At 44.8% G+C, this 17913-nt stretch carries 14 protein-coding genes; 7 read left to right on the forward strand and 7 right to left on the reverse strand.

Annotated elements, in window-relative coordinates; translation table 11 throughout:
* Positions 1-9: 9 nt before the first annotated feature.
* The 7 genes from CJD36_RS10780 to acs form a co-directional block, all read right to left on the reverse strand.
* Positions 10-591, reverse strand: coding sequence for a hypothetical protein (locus CJD36_RS10780; protein ID WP_105039180.1), 582 nt, complete (start codon positions 589-591; stop codon positions 10-12).
* A gap of 247 nt (positions 592-838) precedes the next feature.
* Positions 839-2113: a T9SS type A sorting domain-containing protein gene (locus CJD36_RS10790; RefSeq protein ID WP_105039182.1), complete on the reverse strand. Its 1275-nt coding sequence runs from the start codon at positions 2111-2113 to the stop codon at positions 839-841.
* Positions 2114-2316: 203 nt separating this feature from the next.
* Positions 2317-4464, reverse strand: a complete 2148-nt coding sequence (locus CJD36_RS10795; RefSeq protein ID WP_105039183.1) for an LruC domain-containing protein — start codon at positions 4462-4464, stop codon at positions 2317-2319.
* Between the two features lie 218 nt (positions 4465-4682).
* The gene (locus CJD36_RS10800) at positions 4683-5051 is read right to left on the reverse strand and encodes an Hpt domain-containing protein (RefSeq protein ID WP_105039184.1); all 369 of its coding nucleotides are present in this window, start codon (positions 5049-5051) and stop codon (positions 4683-4685) included.
* Positions 5048-7510 carry a response regulator gene (locus CJD36_RS10805; RefSeq protein WP_133162596.1) on the reverse strand — a complete coding sequence of 821 codons (2463 nt, stop codon included), beginning with the start codon at positions 7508-7510 and terminating at the stop codon, positions 5048-5050. Before CJD36_RS10805 ends, CJD36_RS10800 begins: the two co-directional genes overlap by 4 nt.
* Positions 7511-7513: 3 nt before the next feature.
* The gene (locus tag CJD36_RS10810) at positions 7514-8290 is read right to left on the reverse strand and encodes an alpha/beta fold hydrolase (protein WP_205685598.1); all 777 of its coding nucleotides are present in this window, start codon (positions 8288-8290) and stop codon (positions 7514-7516) included.
* A 315-nt stretch (positions 8291-8605) separates the two neighbouring features.
* Complete coding sequence (acs, locus tag CJD36_RS10815; protein ID WP_105039187.1) at positions 8606-10519, reverse strand: acetate--CoA ligase; 1914 nt, start codon at positions 10517-10519, stop codon at positions 8606-8608.
* 138 nt (positions 10520-10657) lie between these two features.
* Between acs and CJD36_RS10820 the strand changes: the two genes are divergently transcribed.
* The 7 genes from CJD36_RS10820 (at position 10658) to CJD36_RS10850 (ending at position 17837) form a co-directional block, all read left to right on the forward strand.
* On the forward strand, positions 10658-11080 hold the full coding sequence (locus tag CJD36_RS10820; RefSeq protein ID WP_117601796.1) for an IS1/IS1595 family N-terminal zinc-binding domain-containing protein: 423 nt from the start codon (positions 10658-10660) through the stop codon (positions 11078-11080).
* Positions 11081-11188: 108 nt separating this feature from the next.
* Complete coding sequence (locus CJD36_RS10825) at positions 11189-12583, forward strand: hypothetical protein (protein ID WP_205685599.1); 1395 nt, start codon at positions 11189-11191, stop codon at positions 12581-12583.
* 21 nt (positions 12584-12604) lie between these two features.
* Positions 12605-14134 carry an MFS transporter gene (locus tag CJD36_RS10830; RefSeq protein ID WP_105039190.1) on the forward strand — a complete coding sequence of 510 codons (1530 nt, stop codon included), beginning with the start codon at positions 12605-12607 and terminating at the stop codon, positions 14132-14134.
* 24 nt (positions 14135-14158) lie between these two features.
* Complete coding sequence (locus tag CJD36_RS10835; protein ID WP_105039191.1) at positions 14159-14392, forward strand: DUF6814 family protein; 234 nt, start codon at positions 14159-14161, stop codon at positions 14390-14392.
* 98 nt (positions 14393-14490) lie between these two features.
* Positions 14491-14712, forward strand: a complete 222-nt coding sequence (locus CJD36_RS10840; protein WP_105039192.1) for a hypothetical protein — start codon at positions 14491-14493, stop codon at positions 14710-14712.
* A gap of 11 nt (positions 14713-14723) precedes the next feature.
* Positions 14724-17426: a sensor histidine kinase gene (locus CJD36_RS10845; protein ID WP_105039193.1), complete on the forward strand. Its 2703-nt coding sequence runs from the start codon at positions 14724-14726 to the stop codon at positions 17424-17426.
* Between the two features lie 39 nt (positions 17427-17465).
* Positions 17466-17837, forward strand: a complete 372-nt coding sequence (locus CJD36_RS10850) for a response regulator (RefSeq protein ID WP_105039194.1) — start codon at positions 17466-17468, stop codon at positions 17835-17837.
* Positions 17838-17913 lie beyond the last annotated feature (76 nt).

Below are 17913 nucleotides of genomic sequence, written 5' to 3' on the forward strand. Positions count from 1 at the left end.
GTCTTTGTGCTAGTTGCTAATGTCTGTATAATATGCACTGCGTCTCAATTCCCTGATCGCATAGGAGGGAGTAGCTGCTATTTTCCTGTTCTTTTTCTGTAGTTTGAACATCACCACAGGCGATGCCTCGATAAGATTCATAAACGAGTTATTGACAAACTGATATTGCCTGTAAAAGGAGTACGAAAAATAACTGCTGTCTGCGTAATTATCGGGAATAGCTTTTACGGCTTTACGCACTATTTCCCGAGCCGATTCGCCAACTATCTGGGCCTCCTTCAGATCATGTGCAGCAACATCAAGATACACGCGTTCCACAGCAGTGAATTGCCGATCATGATGTATAGTTGCTTTATAGCCCTGTATAGAAACGTTGAATGTCAGTTTTTTTAAACCGCCATCAACGGGAAAGTTGAAGGCGCCACTGCTATCCGCAAGCACAGTGCTATTGATCTCTGCCAGCTTTATTACAGCATAAGCAATGGGAGATGAGTCTCTGGTATTAATAAGAACCCCATTAAATTGGGTTTGTGCAGTCAGCGACGCACACAATAAAAAAAATAGGGCAAAGAGTAAACAGGTGGTTTTCATAGCAGCGTATCATTGAGGTAATAGAAAGGAACCGCTACTCCAAATTTAATGAAAACGCCGCATATTGAGAGCATCTGGGAAGTAATGCTAATAAGCGATGCTGGGCGTAGACTTTGTTGCAGTTTATCCCGATCATTTCGGGATCCTTGCGGTTGCCAGTCTCCAGACTGGCGCATCCGGACGTATTCGTTTTGCAACGCTAAGCCCACCTGCTTCATCTGGTTGGGGCTAGGCGCATGATTGTATATCAATGCACCAACCTAAACACCCCTCTACTCCCATCATCCCCAACAACCTCCAGCACATAAACCCCACTTGCCAATCCCCGAAGATCTATCCTGCCATAAGGCACACCACTCTTCACCACCACACCCACTGCATTCACCAACCTATACGCACTACCGGGTGCAGCCCCGCTCACATACACCTCATCGGCAGCAGGGTTAGGGTATATCTTTACATTGGCCATGCTACCAGTACCATCTATACCCACGCCATGCACATGCACGGTTACGGTATCATAGGTTATTACCCCGCACACATCCAGCTCCATTACATAGCTGGTGGTCACTGTGGGGTGTACATGCAGCCCGCTGTGGTTGCTGTCTACAAGTACGCCCGTGGTGGTGTACCACTTGCACGGTGTGTAGTCATCATTGTCTATTGTCCATACGCTATCACCTGCATAGCTTATATGCTCTCCCAGCCATGCGGTATCACCGCTGTATATGGTCGTATCATTGCCCGCATTGGCTACCGTGCCTATTTTTATTACGCTTACATCGTCTACTAAATGCCATGAGTAACGGTCATTCCCTAACACACTGGCATGGGAAAAGTGCTTTCGCAATGTATCCGTATGGTTGGCATCAAAAAAATTACCTATGGTTATGAACGATTCATTACCCGTAGCAGTAAATGACCCTTGCACTTTAGTCCAAATAACGGTATCCGTTATTATTGCAGTTTCAAATACTTGGGGAGTATGTGTAGATTGAGGAACTCCACAATTGGTAGTTGTATCTATTGTACCATCATCTAAATAAGCACCAAGACCATTGTGGGCGTAGGCAGATGCACCAGTCAATACCGCATAGAATGTTACGCAGTATTGTTGCCCAGCAGCCAACCTGTTTATTAGTTTCCCTTGTAGGTAATCTCGTTTAAAAAAAGAAGTAGTGTCAAGCTCATTATAATAATTTTGCATTTGCATCATACCGTTACCACTTTTGGGATAGTGAGTATATGCTTGGCCATCGGGCACCTTCGTAACAGGATAACTACTGCAAGTATTACAATATTCCGGTTTACAATCTGTAAGGTATGGGGGCGTTCCAAGTGTATCGATCGAAGATCTTACAGTATCTTCAATTGCACTCCAGTAATTAGCATACTTCACTAAGTCATGATATTGTGGACACCTCCAGTGTGTCTCAAAGCTGGGGTTATGCACAAGGTTTATCTGCGCCTGGGCATCGCCCCACGCACAGATCATAGCTATTATCAAAATCAGTTTCCTCATTGCACTACCAAATTAATACTAAAACTCACAGCAAAGGCATCCTCAGCAAAACAGCGTTAACGTAGACGCACTGTCATCCTGAGGTTCTCGAAGGATGCGTCTCCAAAGCGGACTGGCACGTTATCCGGGTTGTGGCTCACACATCCCCCACAAAAAAACGGGACTCATCACTGAGACCCGTTTTCTAAAAATATGATTACAGATTAGTTACTGTAGATATTAGCTGTATTCCTGTAGCCTGTACCTGTATTGCTGTACCAGTCTACGAAAGAGGTACCGCCCGATGTACCCCACTCACCAAAGTGAAGGAATGCCTGAGTGATATCTTTGCGCTCGATCGGATAATTGAATGGAGCAGTAGGTATGTCTATAGCGAAAGGCAGACCTGTAGCAGTAACATAGTACCTGCTGGCAGATACGCTGCTGTTATCATCAGCGGTACCAAAGTAGCTTGCAGTAGCAAGGTCGGTTGGTGCGTGAGCAGAAAGGTGTGTTTCGCGGCCACGGCCAAAGTTGTAGATGAACGGATTATAAGAAGTCAGACCAAATGTGCTGAGGGTAGGGCCGCTCGTAACATCAAAAGATACGGTGTAGCTCTTTTCAGGTGTAGTTGCTGCACCCGGTACTGTATTCCAGTTAGCCATTTCAGCGCGCATGTCGGTAAACAATATCATTACCGCTTTTGCCTGTCCTGCCTCAAGTGTAGCACCTGTTACATTAGTAACATTAGCCCTGTTTACCGGGAACTGAACACCAAAACCATTCTGGTATTCACCACCTGTTGCTCTCAGTGTGTAGTTAGCAATTACCTTAACTACTACATTGCTTGCATTAGTAACAACCTGGTAGCGGTAACCCATAACCATATCGTTCATATCGAAGTCGCCCTTAGAAGGCCAGTTATCTTCAAATGCCAGAGTACCACCGCTTGCTGCAGTAGGATAGTAGCTGTTGTAAGCTTTGGTAGCGTCTGTAGGATATGCGTCAAGTGCATCAGAAACTCCGTCACCATCAGTGTCAGTTACTGCAGGTGTGCCGTTGCCTTCGCTGTTACAACCCGATGTTGGAATGTACAATGTGCAACCGTTAGCAGCACCACCTGTAAGGTAAGATGCACCTACAGTTGTTGAAGAGCATATCTGCAATGCGCCGTTAGCTACTGCACCGCTGTTAAAGATAGTTGTAGAACCTGTGATCTTCACCAGTGATGTGCTGCCATAACCCTTAACTGTAGCGTTGTTGATGAAGTTAACTGTCTTCAGCATAGCGCCGTTGTACATGCCCAGTTCAGTACCACTGTTGATGGTACTTGTACCTGCTACCTTAATAAGGTTGTAGTTCTTTACTACTGAGCTCTGGTTGTAGTTACCATTAACAGTAAGGCTGCAATTGTTTACAAATGCTGCTGCACCGCTGTTCTGCTGGAAGTTACCTGTTACTACAAGGGTGCCATTGTTAGTAGAACTTGAAGGTGAGCCATTGTTGAAGCTGCCGTTTACGGTCATTGTACCATTGTTAATGAACGTTTGTGCATTGCTGTTCAGGTTAAAGTCGCCTGTGCTGGTATAAGTACCATGGTTGGTAAATGCGCCATTAAGAGGAAATGAACTGGTTAATGTACCGTAGTTAATAATGCTTGCAGCTGATGAGTTGAAGTTGATACTTGCTGTAGCGGATGCTCCTGCTGTGATCAGCAATGTAGCTGCACCACCGAAGTTAAGGTTCTGAAGGGTTACATTGGTACCGCAAACACGTATAGTACCACCGTTAACATTCTGGAAACCAACGGTGATGTTGCTGCCGGTGATACAAACAACGTTACCGCTGTTTACATCTACATTAGAAGTATTAGTAGTAATGGTACGGGTGCAACCGCTGCTGCAATCATCCATGGTTGACATATCGCGCTGTGCAGTTTTCTTAGCCGCTACAGTAGGGTCTGTTTCGCCGAATGACATGGTAACACCACCTCCAACATTTACCTTGTTAACGATCATTGAATTATCAGGAGATGTCTTAACTATATATACCTCGTTGATAGTCTTAGCCAGAGAAAGATTGCTGGTGAAACTTGATCCTGTATTTGCAGATCCTTTGGTAAGCAATGAACCACCGTTGAATGGGTCGCCATTGTAGATAGCGATGCTGTGGTTAGCTGTAGAAAAACGTGCATCGGTGATGCTGATCACAAATGGAACCATGCGTGAGCTCTCCCAGTTGAAACCTGTAGGTGCAGTGATGTCGTTTACGCTGTTGTAAACGTTGCCGCCTACCGGGTTATTGTCTGTCTTCCTGCACGATGGTATCGCGATAGCGCAGAATAAAGCTGCAAGTAGTAATTTTTGTTTCATTGCTTATGTATAAAAACGTTTATGGTGTCCAATAGTTAGAGTGCAAAAATAGACAATACCCGAAATTAGCTTGTTATCCATGTCATAACGTCAAGTAATCCATTTGTTAATGAAATGTGGATAAGTCGTTAATAGGCAAGCCTTTCAGCTTACTGGGTAACAGTCGTCGCCCGGTAACTAATCAATTTATAGCCAATGAGTTATGGTCTATTTTGAAACTAAGATGATACTTTCTCCATAACATCCTGTAGTTCCAGCGTTACCTCGGCGGCTAGTTTTTCCACCTCAGCCACTAATGCGGGTATTTCTTCCATATGTTCCCCGCTTGTACAATAGGCTTCAATTTTCAGGAAGATATCAGTAAGCAGTGTGCAGCCTATAAAGTTGAAAGACCCCTTAAGTTTGTGTACATAAAAGACAATGTTCTCGGTATCATTATTTCCCGAGGCCAGTATCAATTGTTCCAGCGACTCTGGAATAGAAGTAAGGTATACGCTTATAATAGAGATAATAAAATCACTCTCTCCGTCGGCCATTTCCAGTATGGTTTCCAGGTCTATATACCGGTAGTTGTTTTCAGGCATCATATCTTTTGCAGTAGTTTAGGTGTCCATTCATCCAGTTTTGTTTTTACATCCTGTATTTTGAATGGTTTACTTATATAATCATCCATGCCCTGGGCCATTATTTTTTCTTTGTCCCCCGTAAGTGCATTAGCGGTCATGGCTATGATCACAGGTCTGTTATTGCCACTATACTGTTCCCGTATCTGCTTCGTAGCTTCATATCCATCCATCACGGGCATCATTACATCCATAAATATCAATTGATAGCGCTTGTCTGCCAGCAGGTCCAGCGCTTCGCTTCCATTATTGGCCAGGTCGGCTTTGTACCCCAGTTTATCCAGGGCCCTTAATATCATTTTCTGGTTGATCTCATTATCCTCTGCCACCAGTATATTTATTGGAGGTGCTGCTACCTCGGGCGGCACATCTTGCCCTACGTCACTTTTCTGCACAGGTTTGCTGCCCGACTTACTCAGCACATCTATCAAAGCCCGCTCTATCTGAGCATGTTTTATAGGTTTATTGAGCACAGCTGCAAAGAGCTGTTTATAGTCTATATCGCCCACCGGCAAGAAGCCCGCAGAGCTAAATAGTATTACAGGCAGTGCAGGATGCGTCTGTTTGATCATCCTGGTTACTTCTATGCCATCCTTCTCCGGCATCAGCAGGTCTATCACTGCAAGGTCAAAGTGAGTTGTCTTCAGTTCTTCTTGTGCCGACAGGTAGTTATCAACCACTACGGGCTTCATTCCCCAGTGCTGACAATGAGTACGTAGTATCTTCAGGTTGGTCTTATTATCGTCGAGTATCAATATCGACTTGTCCTTGAGCTGTGCGGTAAATGTCTTTTCTTTATTGTTATAATGAATTGTTCTGCGGCTTGCCGGCACTTTTAAATTAAAGATGAATGACGTACCCACGTTTATTTCACTCTCCGCTCTTATTGTGCCGCCCATCAGTTCTACCAGCCTCTGGCAGATGACCAGCCCCAACCCTGTACCGCCATATTTACGGGTGGTCGATGAGTCTACCTGAGAGAACGACTCAAAAAGCCTGTGGAATTTATCTTTAGGTATCCCTATGCCGGTATCTTTTACCGTAAACTGTATATCGTATATATCTCCTTCGTTGCCCAGCGATTGTACGGTTACCAGTATCTCACCCTTTTCGGTAAACTTCAGCCCGTTAGATACCAGGTTCAGCATTATCTGCTTCATACGCACCACATCACCTATTATCTCGGTAGGCACTGCAGGGTCTATGTAGTAGAGCAGATCCAGGCCTTTTTCATTGGCTTTCATGCCCATCAGGTCATATGTTTCCTCTATTACGGTACATATGCTCACCGGTTGCTCTTCAAGATCCATCTTGCCCGACTCTATTTTAGAGAAGTCTAGAATGTCATTAATAATAGAGAGCAACGATTCCCCGCTTATTCTTATGGTGTCTACATAGTCTTTCTGCTCATCATCAAGCCGGGTGTTTACCAGCAGGCTGGCCATTCCTATTACGCCATTCATTGGCGTGCGTATCTCATGGCTCATATTTGCCAGAAAGTCAGATTTGGCTTTGTTCTGGTCATCAGCTATTTTTCGCTTCTCGTCAAGTTCCACGTTCAGCTCTTTCAGCTTTTCGGTGGCCTGGTATATTTCCGTTACATCTTCAAATACCCATAACCGCCCCTTTATATTATCCGATGATGCGGGTACACAGGTAACATGCAGCACCTTTTTTATCGGGTTGCCGAATATCCACTCCCAGTCTTTTATAGTTTTATCGGGCGAGCTGAATAGCTTCATGCCCTCCCGCATTATCGACTCCTGATTTACAGCACTGTTCCGCAGTTGTAGCATTGCGGCTGAAATGTCAGCCGGTGAGTTGTGGGCTTCGCTAAGCTGCAACAGCTCTGCCGCAGGGCCATTCACCCACCCCTGTTTACCTATATCATCGGCAAACACTATTCCCTCGGGTAGCGTACCCAGTATGGCATTATAACGGGTGGTAAGCTGTTCTATTGAATAATAGGTTTGTATAAGTAGCGTAGCGCCCTGTAAACCCAGGCGGGCATGACCCAGAAATTCAATATACGCTTCCGGAAGCTCTATTTTCCGGTCGTAAAATAATACGAATACGCACGAAAACACTTTTTCCTGCACAGGCAGAAAAACAAGGGTTGTGTCTTTGCCTTTATTCAGCGCCTCACCCGATGTTATTTCTATTTTATTGCCTGCTATAAGGTTGTTGATCAGGTCGGCATTTATAAATCCGTCAAGGAAATCAGGCGATGAATACAGCACCCGCGATGTGATCTCATCTTCTGCCAGCACCAATGCGGCACCGGTGGCATGGGCATGTTTCATCACCAGGTCAGTCGAGCCTTTGTAAATAACATTAAGATCTCTCTGGTGTTTTACCGGATGCAGATCAACAAAGAAGTCAAGCCCCTCTCTGGTCCAGTTTATATGTTGGGAACTAGTCAAATTCTATATGAAATTTTGCAGTTCTTTTAAGATCTCTCCGGGGGCACTTATGTGCGGAAAGTGTCCTTCAGCTTCTACCACTTTCAACTTGCTGCCCTTTATATGCCCATTCAGATAATTGGCTACATCCATTGGCACGGCTATGTCGTGCTTGGTCTGTAGCAGCAACACCGGTTTGTCAAGTTTCTTTAAAGAGGTGCGATAGTCTGACTGGAATATTACTCGTGCCACAGACTGCGCTATGTCTGGTCTTATTGCAGCAAGTGTGTCTGCAAAACTTTGTGCCAGTTGAGGGCGTTCGGGGTTGGCCATAGCCATAGCAGAAAAGCCGCTTACCCATGCAAAATAGTTATTGGCCATAGACTCATACAGGCCATCAAGAGATGGTTGGTCAAACCCTCCTATATAGCCCGCGCCCTCGTCATCCAGATATCGTGGAGATGCACCTATCAATACCATTTTGGAAAAAAACTCAGGGTGCTCTATAGCCGCAAGTGTGGCAACCATTCCACTCACCGAATGTGCAACGATTACAGCATCCTTTATTGCTAGTGTAGTGCAAATAGCTACAAGGTCATCTGCATAACTCTGTAAAGTGTCGTATTTATTAGGGCTGAATGCAGCCGGGTCTGACTTGCCTGCCCCAACATTGTCATAAAGCACTACCCGGTATTCATCGCTGTAGGTTTGTGCTATCTGCTGCCATGCTGTTTGGTCTGTGCCAAAACCATGTGCAAAAATGATCGTTTTGTCCTTATTTGATCCGTTCAGGACAGTCACGTTGTTTTTTTTAAACGGGTCAAAAACCATATATAAAAAGCATTATAGAATTAAGCGGGTACAAAATTGAATAATCACTATTTCTTTAATATTAAATTATTTATAAAGTTAAATTACGACGTAATATAAACCAGATCAATGCCTGTCCTTTCAATTTTATTTTCCAGAGCATCACCTTCAAAGATACGTAATGACCACTACGTTTAGTTTTTTTAGAACTAAAGTATCTGTGTAACTTCCGTTAATGCAAACTCTAAACGCATAAAAAAGCCGGCAACTATATTCAGTTGCCGGGCTTTTTTAATTTATTAAAATTTATATTTTCCCATTTTTTATCTCTTCCACAACCCCGGGGTCAAGCAGTGTCGACGTATCTCCCAGGTTCTCTGTTTCTCCCTCGGCTATTTTACGCAGTATGCGGCGCATTATCTTGCCACTTCGTGTTTTGGGCAGGCCGGTCACAAATTGTATCTTATCCGGTTTGGCTATGGCGCCTATTATCCTGGCTACGGTCTGGGCAATGTCTTGTCGGGTAAGGTTCTCGTCTCCGTGTGTGCTGCCATAGATCACATAGGCATATATGCCCTGTCCTTTTATATCGTGAGGATAGCCAACTACCGCACTCTCTATCACACCCGCGTGCATGTTTATTGCATTCTCTACCTCGGCAGTGCCTATTCGGTGCCCGCTCACATTCAGCACATCATCTACCCGCCCGGTTATCCTGTAAAATCCGTTCTCATCGCGCATACATCCATCGCCAGTAAAGTACAGGTTGGGGTAGGCGGCAAAGTAGTTGGTGCGGCACCGCTCATGGTCGCCGTAGGTGGTACGGATGATAGATGGCCACGGAAACTTGATGCACAGGTTACCGCTCACATTGTTCCCCTCTATTTCCTTTCCGGTTTCGTCTACCAATATTGGCTGTATGCCCGGGAGCGGCAGCGTTGCAAATGATGGTTTAGATGGTGTTACTCCGGCAAGGTTCGATATCATGATGCCGCCGGTTTCGGTCTGCCACCACGTATCTACTACCGGGCAGTTGCCCTTGCCAATATTTTCATTCAGCCAGTGCCATGCTTCTTCATTAATAGGCTCTCCTACCGATCCCAGCACTTTCAGGCTGCTCAGGTCATGGCTTTGCACGGGGCCAAGGCCATAGCTCATCAGGCTGCGGATAGCTGTAGGTGCTGTATAAAGCACATTTACTTTGTACTTATCTACTATATCCCAGAAGCGGCCTGCATCAGGCCACGTAGGCACACCCTCAAATAATACCGTTGTTGCGCCGGCACACAGCGGGCCGTAAGCTATGTAGCTATGCCCTGTTATCCACCCAATGTCTGCGGTACAGAAGTGTATATCTCCGGGTGTATACTGAAACACATTCACAAAAGAATACGTTGTATATACCATATAACCGGCACAGGTATGCACCACACCCTTAGGCTTGCCTGTAGACCCCGATGTATAGAGGATGAACAGCGGGTCTTCAGCATCCATTTCTTCTGCCGGGCAGTCAGGGTTGCCCATGGTCTCTACTTTCTTAATCTCATCTTCCCACCACACATCGCGGCCCTTTATCATGCTCACCGGCATGCGGGTGAGCGTTACCACTATCACTTTCTTTACAAACCTGCACTGCACCAGCGCATCGTCTATTACACTCTTTAGTGGTATCTCTTTATTACCTCGGTATGCACCGTCGCAGGTAATGATGAATTCTGCCTGCGCATCCTGCAGGCGGTCTGCTATACTCTGTGCACTAAAGCCGCCAAATATCACCGAGTGCACCGCTCCTATTCTGGCACATGCCAGCACAGATACCGCAAGCTCGGGCACCATGCCCATATATATACATACCCGGTCGCCTTTCTTCACTCCGTTGTTCTTGAGCACGTTGGCAAACTGTACTACTTTATGGTGCAGATCGCGGTAAGTAAGTATGCGGTGGTGCTCTTCAGGGTCGTTAGACTCCCATATAATAGCAGGCTTATTACCCATTGTGCCCAGGTGACGGTCAAGGCAATTTTCTGTGATATTCATTTTACCGCCACGGAACCATTTGATATCCGGGTCTTTGAAATTCCAGTCCAGCACCTTATCCCAGCGCTTGCGCCAATAAAAAGAACCTGCTACTTCTCCCCAAAATCCTTCAGGATCTTCTACACTTTTTTTGTAGGCTCTATCATACTGCTCTTTGGTCTTTATCTGAAACGGATACGACATTGGTATTGGTGTTTTTATTGGTTACAAAAGATGATTTCAGAGTACATAGTTATAAAATAATACGCTTTTCGTAATATAATCTTTGGTAAATAGGTATAGTTATGCTCATTTGGTATAGGCTCCTGATTATCTTTAAGTATGAAAGATACTTTTTGTCCTAAATGTAAGTCGCAGCATATAGTAAAAAGTGGATTGGCCAAAGGCAAGCAGCGCTACAAATGCCTCGATTGCAGCTATCATTTTACAGTAATGAAAGATGGTAAAAGCATAGACCCGTACTACGTTATAAAAGCGCTGCAACTATATATAGAAGGCGTGACACTCAGGGAGATAGAAAGAATTTTGGGGGTCAGTCACGTGTCGGTTATGAACTGGGTAAGGAAGTATAATGTGAAAGCTCCCGAGAATCTGGAGTACCATCCTACATACAAAGTGCTTACTCATGCCGAACTCTTAGATCTCTTTAAAGAAAAGGATACAATGAAAAGCTCCGGCTGTCTGATCACTGAATTGGGCGACAAATTCATGGTCATAAAGTGGGAGAGATTTAAAAGAAAATGAATGAAAAACTATACTTATTAACACCACTATACATGCAACTTTTCTAATGGCCGAAAACAAGTAAGATTTGATGACGAAATAGATCGTTCACACTTAAAATTCAAAGCGATGAAAGTTTTTACACGATTTGCCGCATCAATAATGCTACTTGGGTTTGCTCAAAATGTCGGGGCTCAGGCTCCCGCTACAGAGTATGGCACCGGGTTGAAAATATCATTCAACCCCGAGTCGCCAAAGTACCTGAGGTTTGTTTTTTGGAACCAGCTGTGGTGCCGCAGCATTGACAATAACCCCGGCACATCAGTTAATGGAGAATCCACCGCTACTACCAATGATGTAGCGCTTAGGAGGGTTCGGATGCTGGCATATGCACAACTCAGCCCGCGCTACCTTATTCTCCTGCACATTGGTATCAATAACCAGACCTTCAGCACTGGCGGTGGTTCAGGCACATCAGGAATAGGTGGATATGGTTTAGGAAAGAAGCCTCAATTGTTTGTTCACGAAGCCTACAATGAATATGCAGTGATACCGGCAATAGATGCTTTGACAAAAAAGGTTCATAAGTACAACTTGTACATAGGTGGTGGCTTGCACTATTGCAATGGTATCTCCAGGATGACCTCTTGCAGCACACTCAACTTCCTTACTATCGACGCGCCGATTTTCAACTGGCCATTGCTCGAAAATACCGACCAGTTTGGCATGCAGATGGGCCTCTACGCCAAAGGCCGGCTAGGTAAGATCGGTTATACGGTCAATGTCAATAAGCCTTACGCAACAGCTGTGTTGCCAACTCCTGGTGGTGCAGCAGTAGACAACAATGGCAATAGCAGGGCCGGATTCTCAGGTTACTTCGACTATCAGTTCTTGGAGCAGGAAGCAAATGTTTTGCCTTACCGCGTAGGCACCTACCTGGGAACCAAAAAGGTATTTAACGTTGGTGTGGGCTTTTATCAGAATAAGAACGGTGTAAAGCTCGAATCAAAAGACAGTATCATTAGTAAACACGACATCGGCATTCTATCTGCCGATGTATTCGCAGACTTGCCTGTGGGCCCTAAGGAGCACAATATGGCAGTTACAGTTTACAGCGTATATTACAAGAACGATTTTGGCAAGAACTATCTGCGTACTACCGGCATAATGAACACCGGTGCAAAAGACGATGCTTTTAGAGGGGTTGCAGCAATGGAAGGATATGGCAATAGTCGTGTATTGATGGGTACAGGTAGTATCTGGTACACGCAGGCCGGCTTCATGCTGCCTCGCGAAATTTCTAAGAAGTTCCGCCTGCAGCCATTTGCAGCGTACACGTATAAGAACCTCGATGCATTGAATCAGGTAGGTAATTACTGGGATGCCGGTGCCAATATATTGTTAGATGGGCACAATGCTAAGATAACACTGGAGTATAGCAACAGGCAGTTATACAATAGCATAACCAAAATGACATCGGGCAGCAAGGGTGAAGCATTGGCGCAGTTACAAATTTATTTATAGTCACTTTTTAATATCAGCAGTATGAAACAAAATGAACTAACGCTGCAAAGCAATATATGGAAGGTCATATCGGCATCATCAGTGGGTACATTGATAGAGTGGTACGACTTTTACATATTCGGCAGCTTATCCACGATCATAGCAAGCAAGTTCTTTCCCTCGGCAAATCCTACTGCAGCGTTACTATCAACGCTGGCAACCTTTGCAGCCGGTTTTATAGTACGACCTTTTGGCGCACTGGTGTTTGGTCGCCTGGGTGATCTTATTGGCCGTAAATATACCTTTCTGCTTACCCTGGTGCTGATGGGTGGCTCTACATTTCTTATCGGTTGTGTACCTTCTTATGCAACCATAGGCGCATGGGCGCCTTTTATAGTACTGATGCTCAGGTTACTTCAGGGCCTTGCGCTGGGCGGTGAATATGGTGGTGCCGCTACTTATGTTGCCGAGCACGCACCGCAGAACAGAAGAGGATTTTATACCAGCTGGATACAGACTACAGCCACGCTGGGCTTGTTCTTATCGCTCATCGTTATCCTCACTATTCGCAGGGTAGTGGGTGTTGAAGAGTTCACAAAGGGCGACGGATGGCGCTATCCTTTTTTGTTGTCCATAGTGTTGGTGGGTGTATCTATAGTTATCCGTATGAAGATGCATGAATCACCGCTTTTCTCTAAACTTAAAGCAGAAGGTAAGGTTTCTAAAAATCCGCTTAAGGAAAGTTTTGGGAACAAGACCAACTTCAAAATGGTACTGCTGGCACTGTTCGGTGTTACTATGGGTCAGGGAGTTGTTTGGTACACAGGCCAGTTCTATGCGCAGAGTTTTATACTTACCAAGTGCAATGTTGAATATGAGCAAGCCAATACCATCATCCTTATTTCTTTAATGATGGCCACCCCGTTCTTCGTCATTTTCGGTTCCCTATCAGATAAGATCGGTCGTAAATACATTATGATGACGGGTATGTTACTGGGTGTATTGTGCTACAGGCCGCTATTTGATAAGATCTACCAGACATGTGCGCCTGCCAACAAAACCGAACTGGTAGAGCAAAGAATAACCAATGAAAAACACACATTGGTAACCGGCAGTACCACCGATAGTCTTGCAACCTACGATACACTAAAGACCTACGTTGATGGCAGCAGATTCAAAGTAACCAAAAAGGTAACCAAGCTGGCTGTGGCCGGTGCGGTAGCACCGCCTGCAGAAGTGAAAAAGGAAATGACGCTAAATTCATCTGGTTACTGGACATTGATATGGCTGGTAGGTATCATGGTGCTGTTTGTTACCATGGTATATGGCCCGGTTGCAGCATTCCTTGTGGAGTTGTTCCCAACTAAGATCCGCTATACCTCAATGTCTCTGCCATACCACATTGGTAACGGCATATTTGGTGGACTGGTACCATTTGTTGCTACGCTCATTACTACCATCAAGGGTACAGATCATCTGTCAGGCTTGTGGTATCCTATTGGTGTAGCGGCATTAAGCCTGGTAATAGGTACGCTTTACGTTACTAACAAGAAGGTGAAAGAGGAAAATTGATCAAACAGCTAAAACTGAAATTATATGAATAGTATCAAGAGAATGCTCGGAGTAATTTGGTTCCTGTTAGGGCCGGCAATTATTTATCTGCTCATACATTCCGCAATTGCCAATATAGATATCCATGGCAAGTCAGATATCAATAAGCCAATACCATGGCTTATCATCATCCTGGTCGTCACGCCCATAGCAGTGGGATTAATGATGTTTGGTTTCTATGCACTCAAAGGTGAGTACGATCAGCTGCCGGAAGATTAGGAGCAGGCATAGAATAATTAATCAATAGGGTATTGCATAGTTTGAGTAATTTGTAAAGAATTACTCAAACTATGTTTGTGTTTACATAACAGGCAGCAATGGACAAAAGGAAAAAATATAACAAGGTGTGGATGCTGGGAGTAGTGCTGGTCATTATCTATACCTATCCATTCCTTTCTGTTGCAGATAAGAAAAGCGCGGGCGCACTCATACCGCCGCTCTATGCCTATCTTTTTATTACATGGATCATTGCCATCATACTCCTGTTCTTTACAGGCGAATACAGAAGTAAGGGGTCAGACAAAAACAATAAGGAATAAACACTGCCCGTATGAGTTATCTGGTCATTATATCTTGCGGTCTTATTTACCTGCTGCTATTATTTGGCATAGCCTATTATGCCGAATACAAGCTAAAGCGTAATGTGAACGTAGTGAACAATCCCTGGATGTATGCACTATCTATGGCAGTGTATTGCACTGCATGGACTTATTACGGCAGTGTAGGCAGGGTGGGTACGCAGGGTATGGAGTTCCTGGGTGTGTATATTGGGCCTACCATAGCATGCGCCTTCTTCTATCCCGTTCTTCGCAAAATACTACGCATCTGCAAGTCGCAGCGCATCAATAGTATTGCCGACTTCATTGCAACCCGTTATGGCAAGAACGTTTCATTGGGTATCATCATCACTATCTTCTGCGTACTGGGTCTTATTCCTTATATATCGCTGCAGTTAAAGGCGATCACGAGTAGCCTTAGCGTACTGTCCGGAGAGCATATGGCAGAAGGTAGTCTGCAGTACTTTTATAAAGACATTACATTCTACATTACCCTCATTCTTGTTTGCTTCATCATCTTGTTTGGTACTCGCTCAGTAGATGCATCAGAGAAACATGCGGGCCTGGTTGCCTCTATAGCATTTGAAAGTATCATAAAACTCGTTGCATTTGTAATGGCCGGAATATTCGTTACATATGGCTTGTTTCATGGCTTAGGCGATATTTTTCAAAAGGCCGCCGCCCGCCCCGACCTTAAAGACCTTTTTGTCTTTGGCGATCATGGCACCTTCTCCGGCTGGACCGCAACCATGCTGTTGTCTATGTTTGCTACACTGCTGCTGCCCCGGCAGTTTCAGGTAAGTGTAGTAGAGAATATGCAGGAGCAGCACCTCAAAAAGGCACTATGGTTGTTTCCTGTTTATTTACTCATCATCAACCTGTTTGTGGTGCCAATTGCGCTTGCGGGCATGCTCACTCCTGCACTAAAGAATGTTGATTCAGATTCCTATGTGCTTGCGCTGCCATTACTATACGGTCATAATAAGCTGGGCCTGTTCATATTTATGGGCGGCTTCTCCGCTGCCATCAGTATGATCATTGTAGAGACCATAGCACTGTCAACAATGGTAAGTAATCACCTGTTGTTGCCACTGCTGTTCTCCTCTGCTGGCAGTGCTAAAGAACGCCCATTACTGAAGTCTGTGATCAACTCCCGAAGGGTAAGTATTGCATTGCTTTTACTATTGGCTTATGTCTATGAAAGGACCATCGCGCAGCACGCATCGTTAGTGTCTATTGGCCTGGTTTCTTTCGCTGCGGTAGCGCAATTCGCACCTGCACTATTCATTGGTTTGTTCTGGAAGGCGGGCAATCGCAGGGGAGCAGTAGCATCAATACTTGCTGGCTTCTTCATCTGGTTCTATACGCTTGCACTTCCTGCATTTATTACCGGTACAGGCGGCAATTCGTCTATTATGACAGAAGGGCTGTTCGGCATCTCCTTACTCAGGCCTTACGCATTATTTGGTATGGAAGGCTTGTCCCCTATTGCGCATTCGTTTTTCTGGAGTATGCTCATAAACGTACTTACATACGTTATCGTTTCCGTAAATACCTTCAGCGATGCGCAGGAGCTCTACCAGGCCGAGTTGTTTGTAGACATCTTCAGGCACACCAGCAGCAGTGAGCAAAACTCTATCTGGAAGGGAACTGCATATATCCGTGATATCAGATCGCTGCTCGTTAATTTCTTAGGAGAAGAGCGTGCAGATAGATTGTTAACCTCTTTTGCTATAAAGCATAAACTGTCCATAGAAAGTGGTTATGCCGATCCGCGCCTGGTGTCGTTCTCAGAGCGGATACTTTCGGGCGTCATTGGCTCTGCATCTGCGCGTATCATGGTGCGTAGCGTTACAAAAGAGGAGATCATTAGTATTGCAGAGGTCCTCAATATTGTTAAGGAGTCGCAGCAGGTATTAGAGCTTAATAAAGAACTGAGAAAGAAGTCCGCTGAACTTACCAAAGCCACAGAGATGCTCACTGCAATGAACGAGCAGCTCACACAGATGGATGTTATCAAAGACGAATTTCTGTACACCGTTACTCACGAGTTGCGCACACCACTTACCTCAATCAGGGCAATGTCAGAGATCGTTTACGACAATCAGGATATGGAAGAAGAGATGCGCAATCATTACCTCTCTTCCATAGTCAACGAAACTGAACGCCTCAGCCATCTTATCACCCAGGTACTTAATCTGGAGCGGTATGAATCAGGTAGACAGAAACTCCACATCACTCCCAATAATATAGATGATCTGATAGCAGAAGTGGTGCATGCATTGCAGCCATTAGCTAATGAAAAGAAGGCGACACTCACGTTTCATCCTTCCAGCAGCATGTACCTTGTTCAGTGCGATAGCGATCTGATAAGGCAGGTAATTTACAACCTCATTTCCAACGCCATTAAGTTTGTTCCCGGCCAAACAGGAATGATAAACATACGTGTACGCATTGAGTATGAAGAGCTGCAGGTATGGATAGAAGATAACGGCAAAGGCGTACCCAATGAACTACATGAACTCATCTTCGACAAGTTCTTCCAGGCAAAGAACCAGACCATACAAAAGCCCGAAGGCAGCGGCTTGGGCCTGGCAATAAGCAAGCGGATAATGGATATGCATAATGGTCGCATTTGGGTAGAGAGTGAGCCGGGAAAAGGCGCCAACTTTATTTTTGGACTTCCTTATGCATGATCATGATGTGAATAGCCCCGCAATATGTAACTTTGCAACATGAAAAAAATACTGGTTGTTGATGATGATCCGTATATCCTGATGTCCCTTGAATTCCTCATGAAAAAAGGAGGGAATGCGGTAATGGTTGCCCGCAATGGCACCGAAGCCCTCGATTTCATCAATACCAATAAGCCCGACCTTATTCTGCTCGACATTATGATGCCCGATGTTGATGGCTATTCTATCTGCGAGTATGTAAAAACTACGTCCGCCCTTAGCGATATTATCATCGTTTTCCTCAGTGCTAAAACAAAAGAAGTTGATATTCAGAAGGGCTATGACCTCGGTGCGGCACTCTTTATCAGTAAGCCATTTTCTACCCGTAATTTGATGAAAGAGGTAAACATTTTGCTGGGCGTCGCTGAATAGCATTTTCCGGAAATTGGTTATTTGGTATATATATCGCTATTCCATACTACAGACAAACTAACTTTAAACTGTTTAT

This window comes from Flavipsychrobacter stenotrophus, from assembly GCF_002954265.1.
Taxonomy (GTDB): domain Bacteria; phylum Bacteroidota; class Bacteroidia; order Chitinophagales; family Chitinophagaceae; genus Flavipsychrobacter; species Flavipsychrobacter stenotrophus.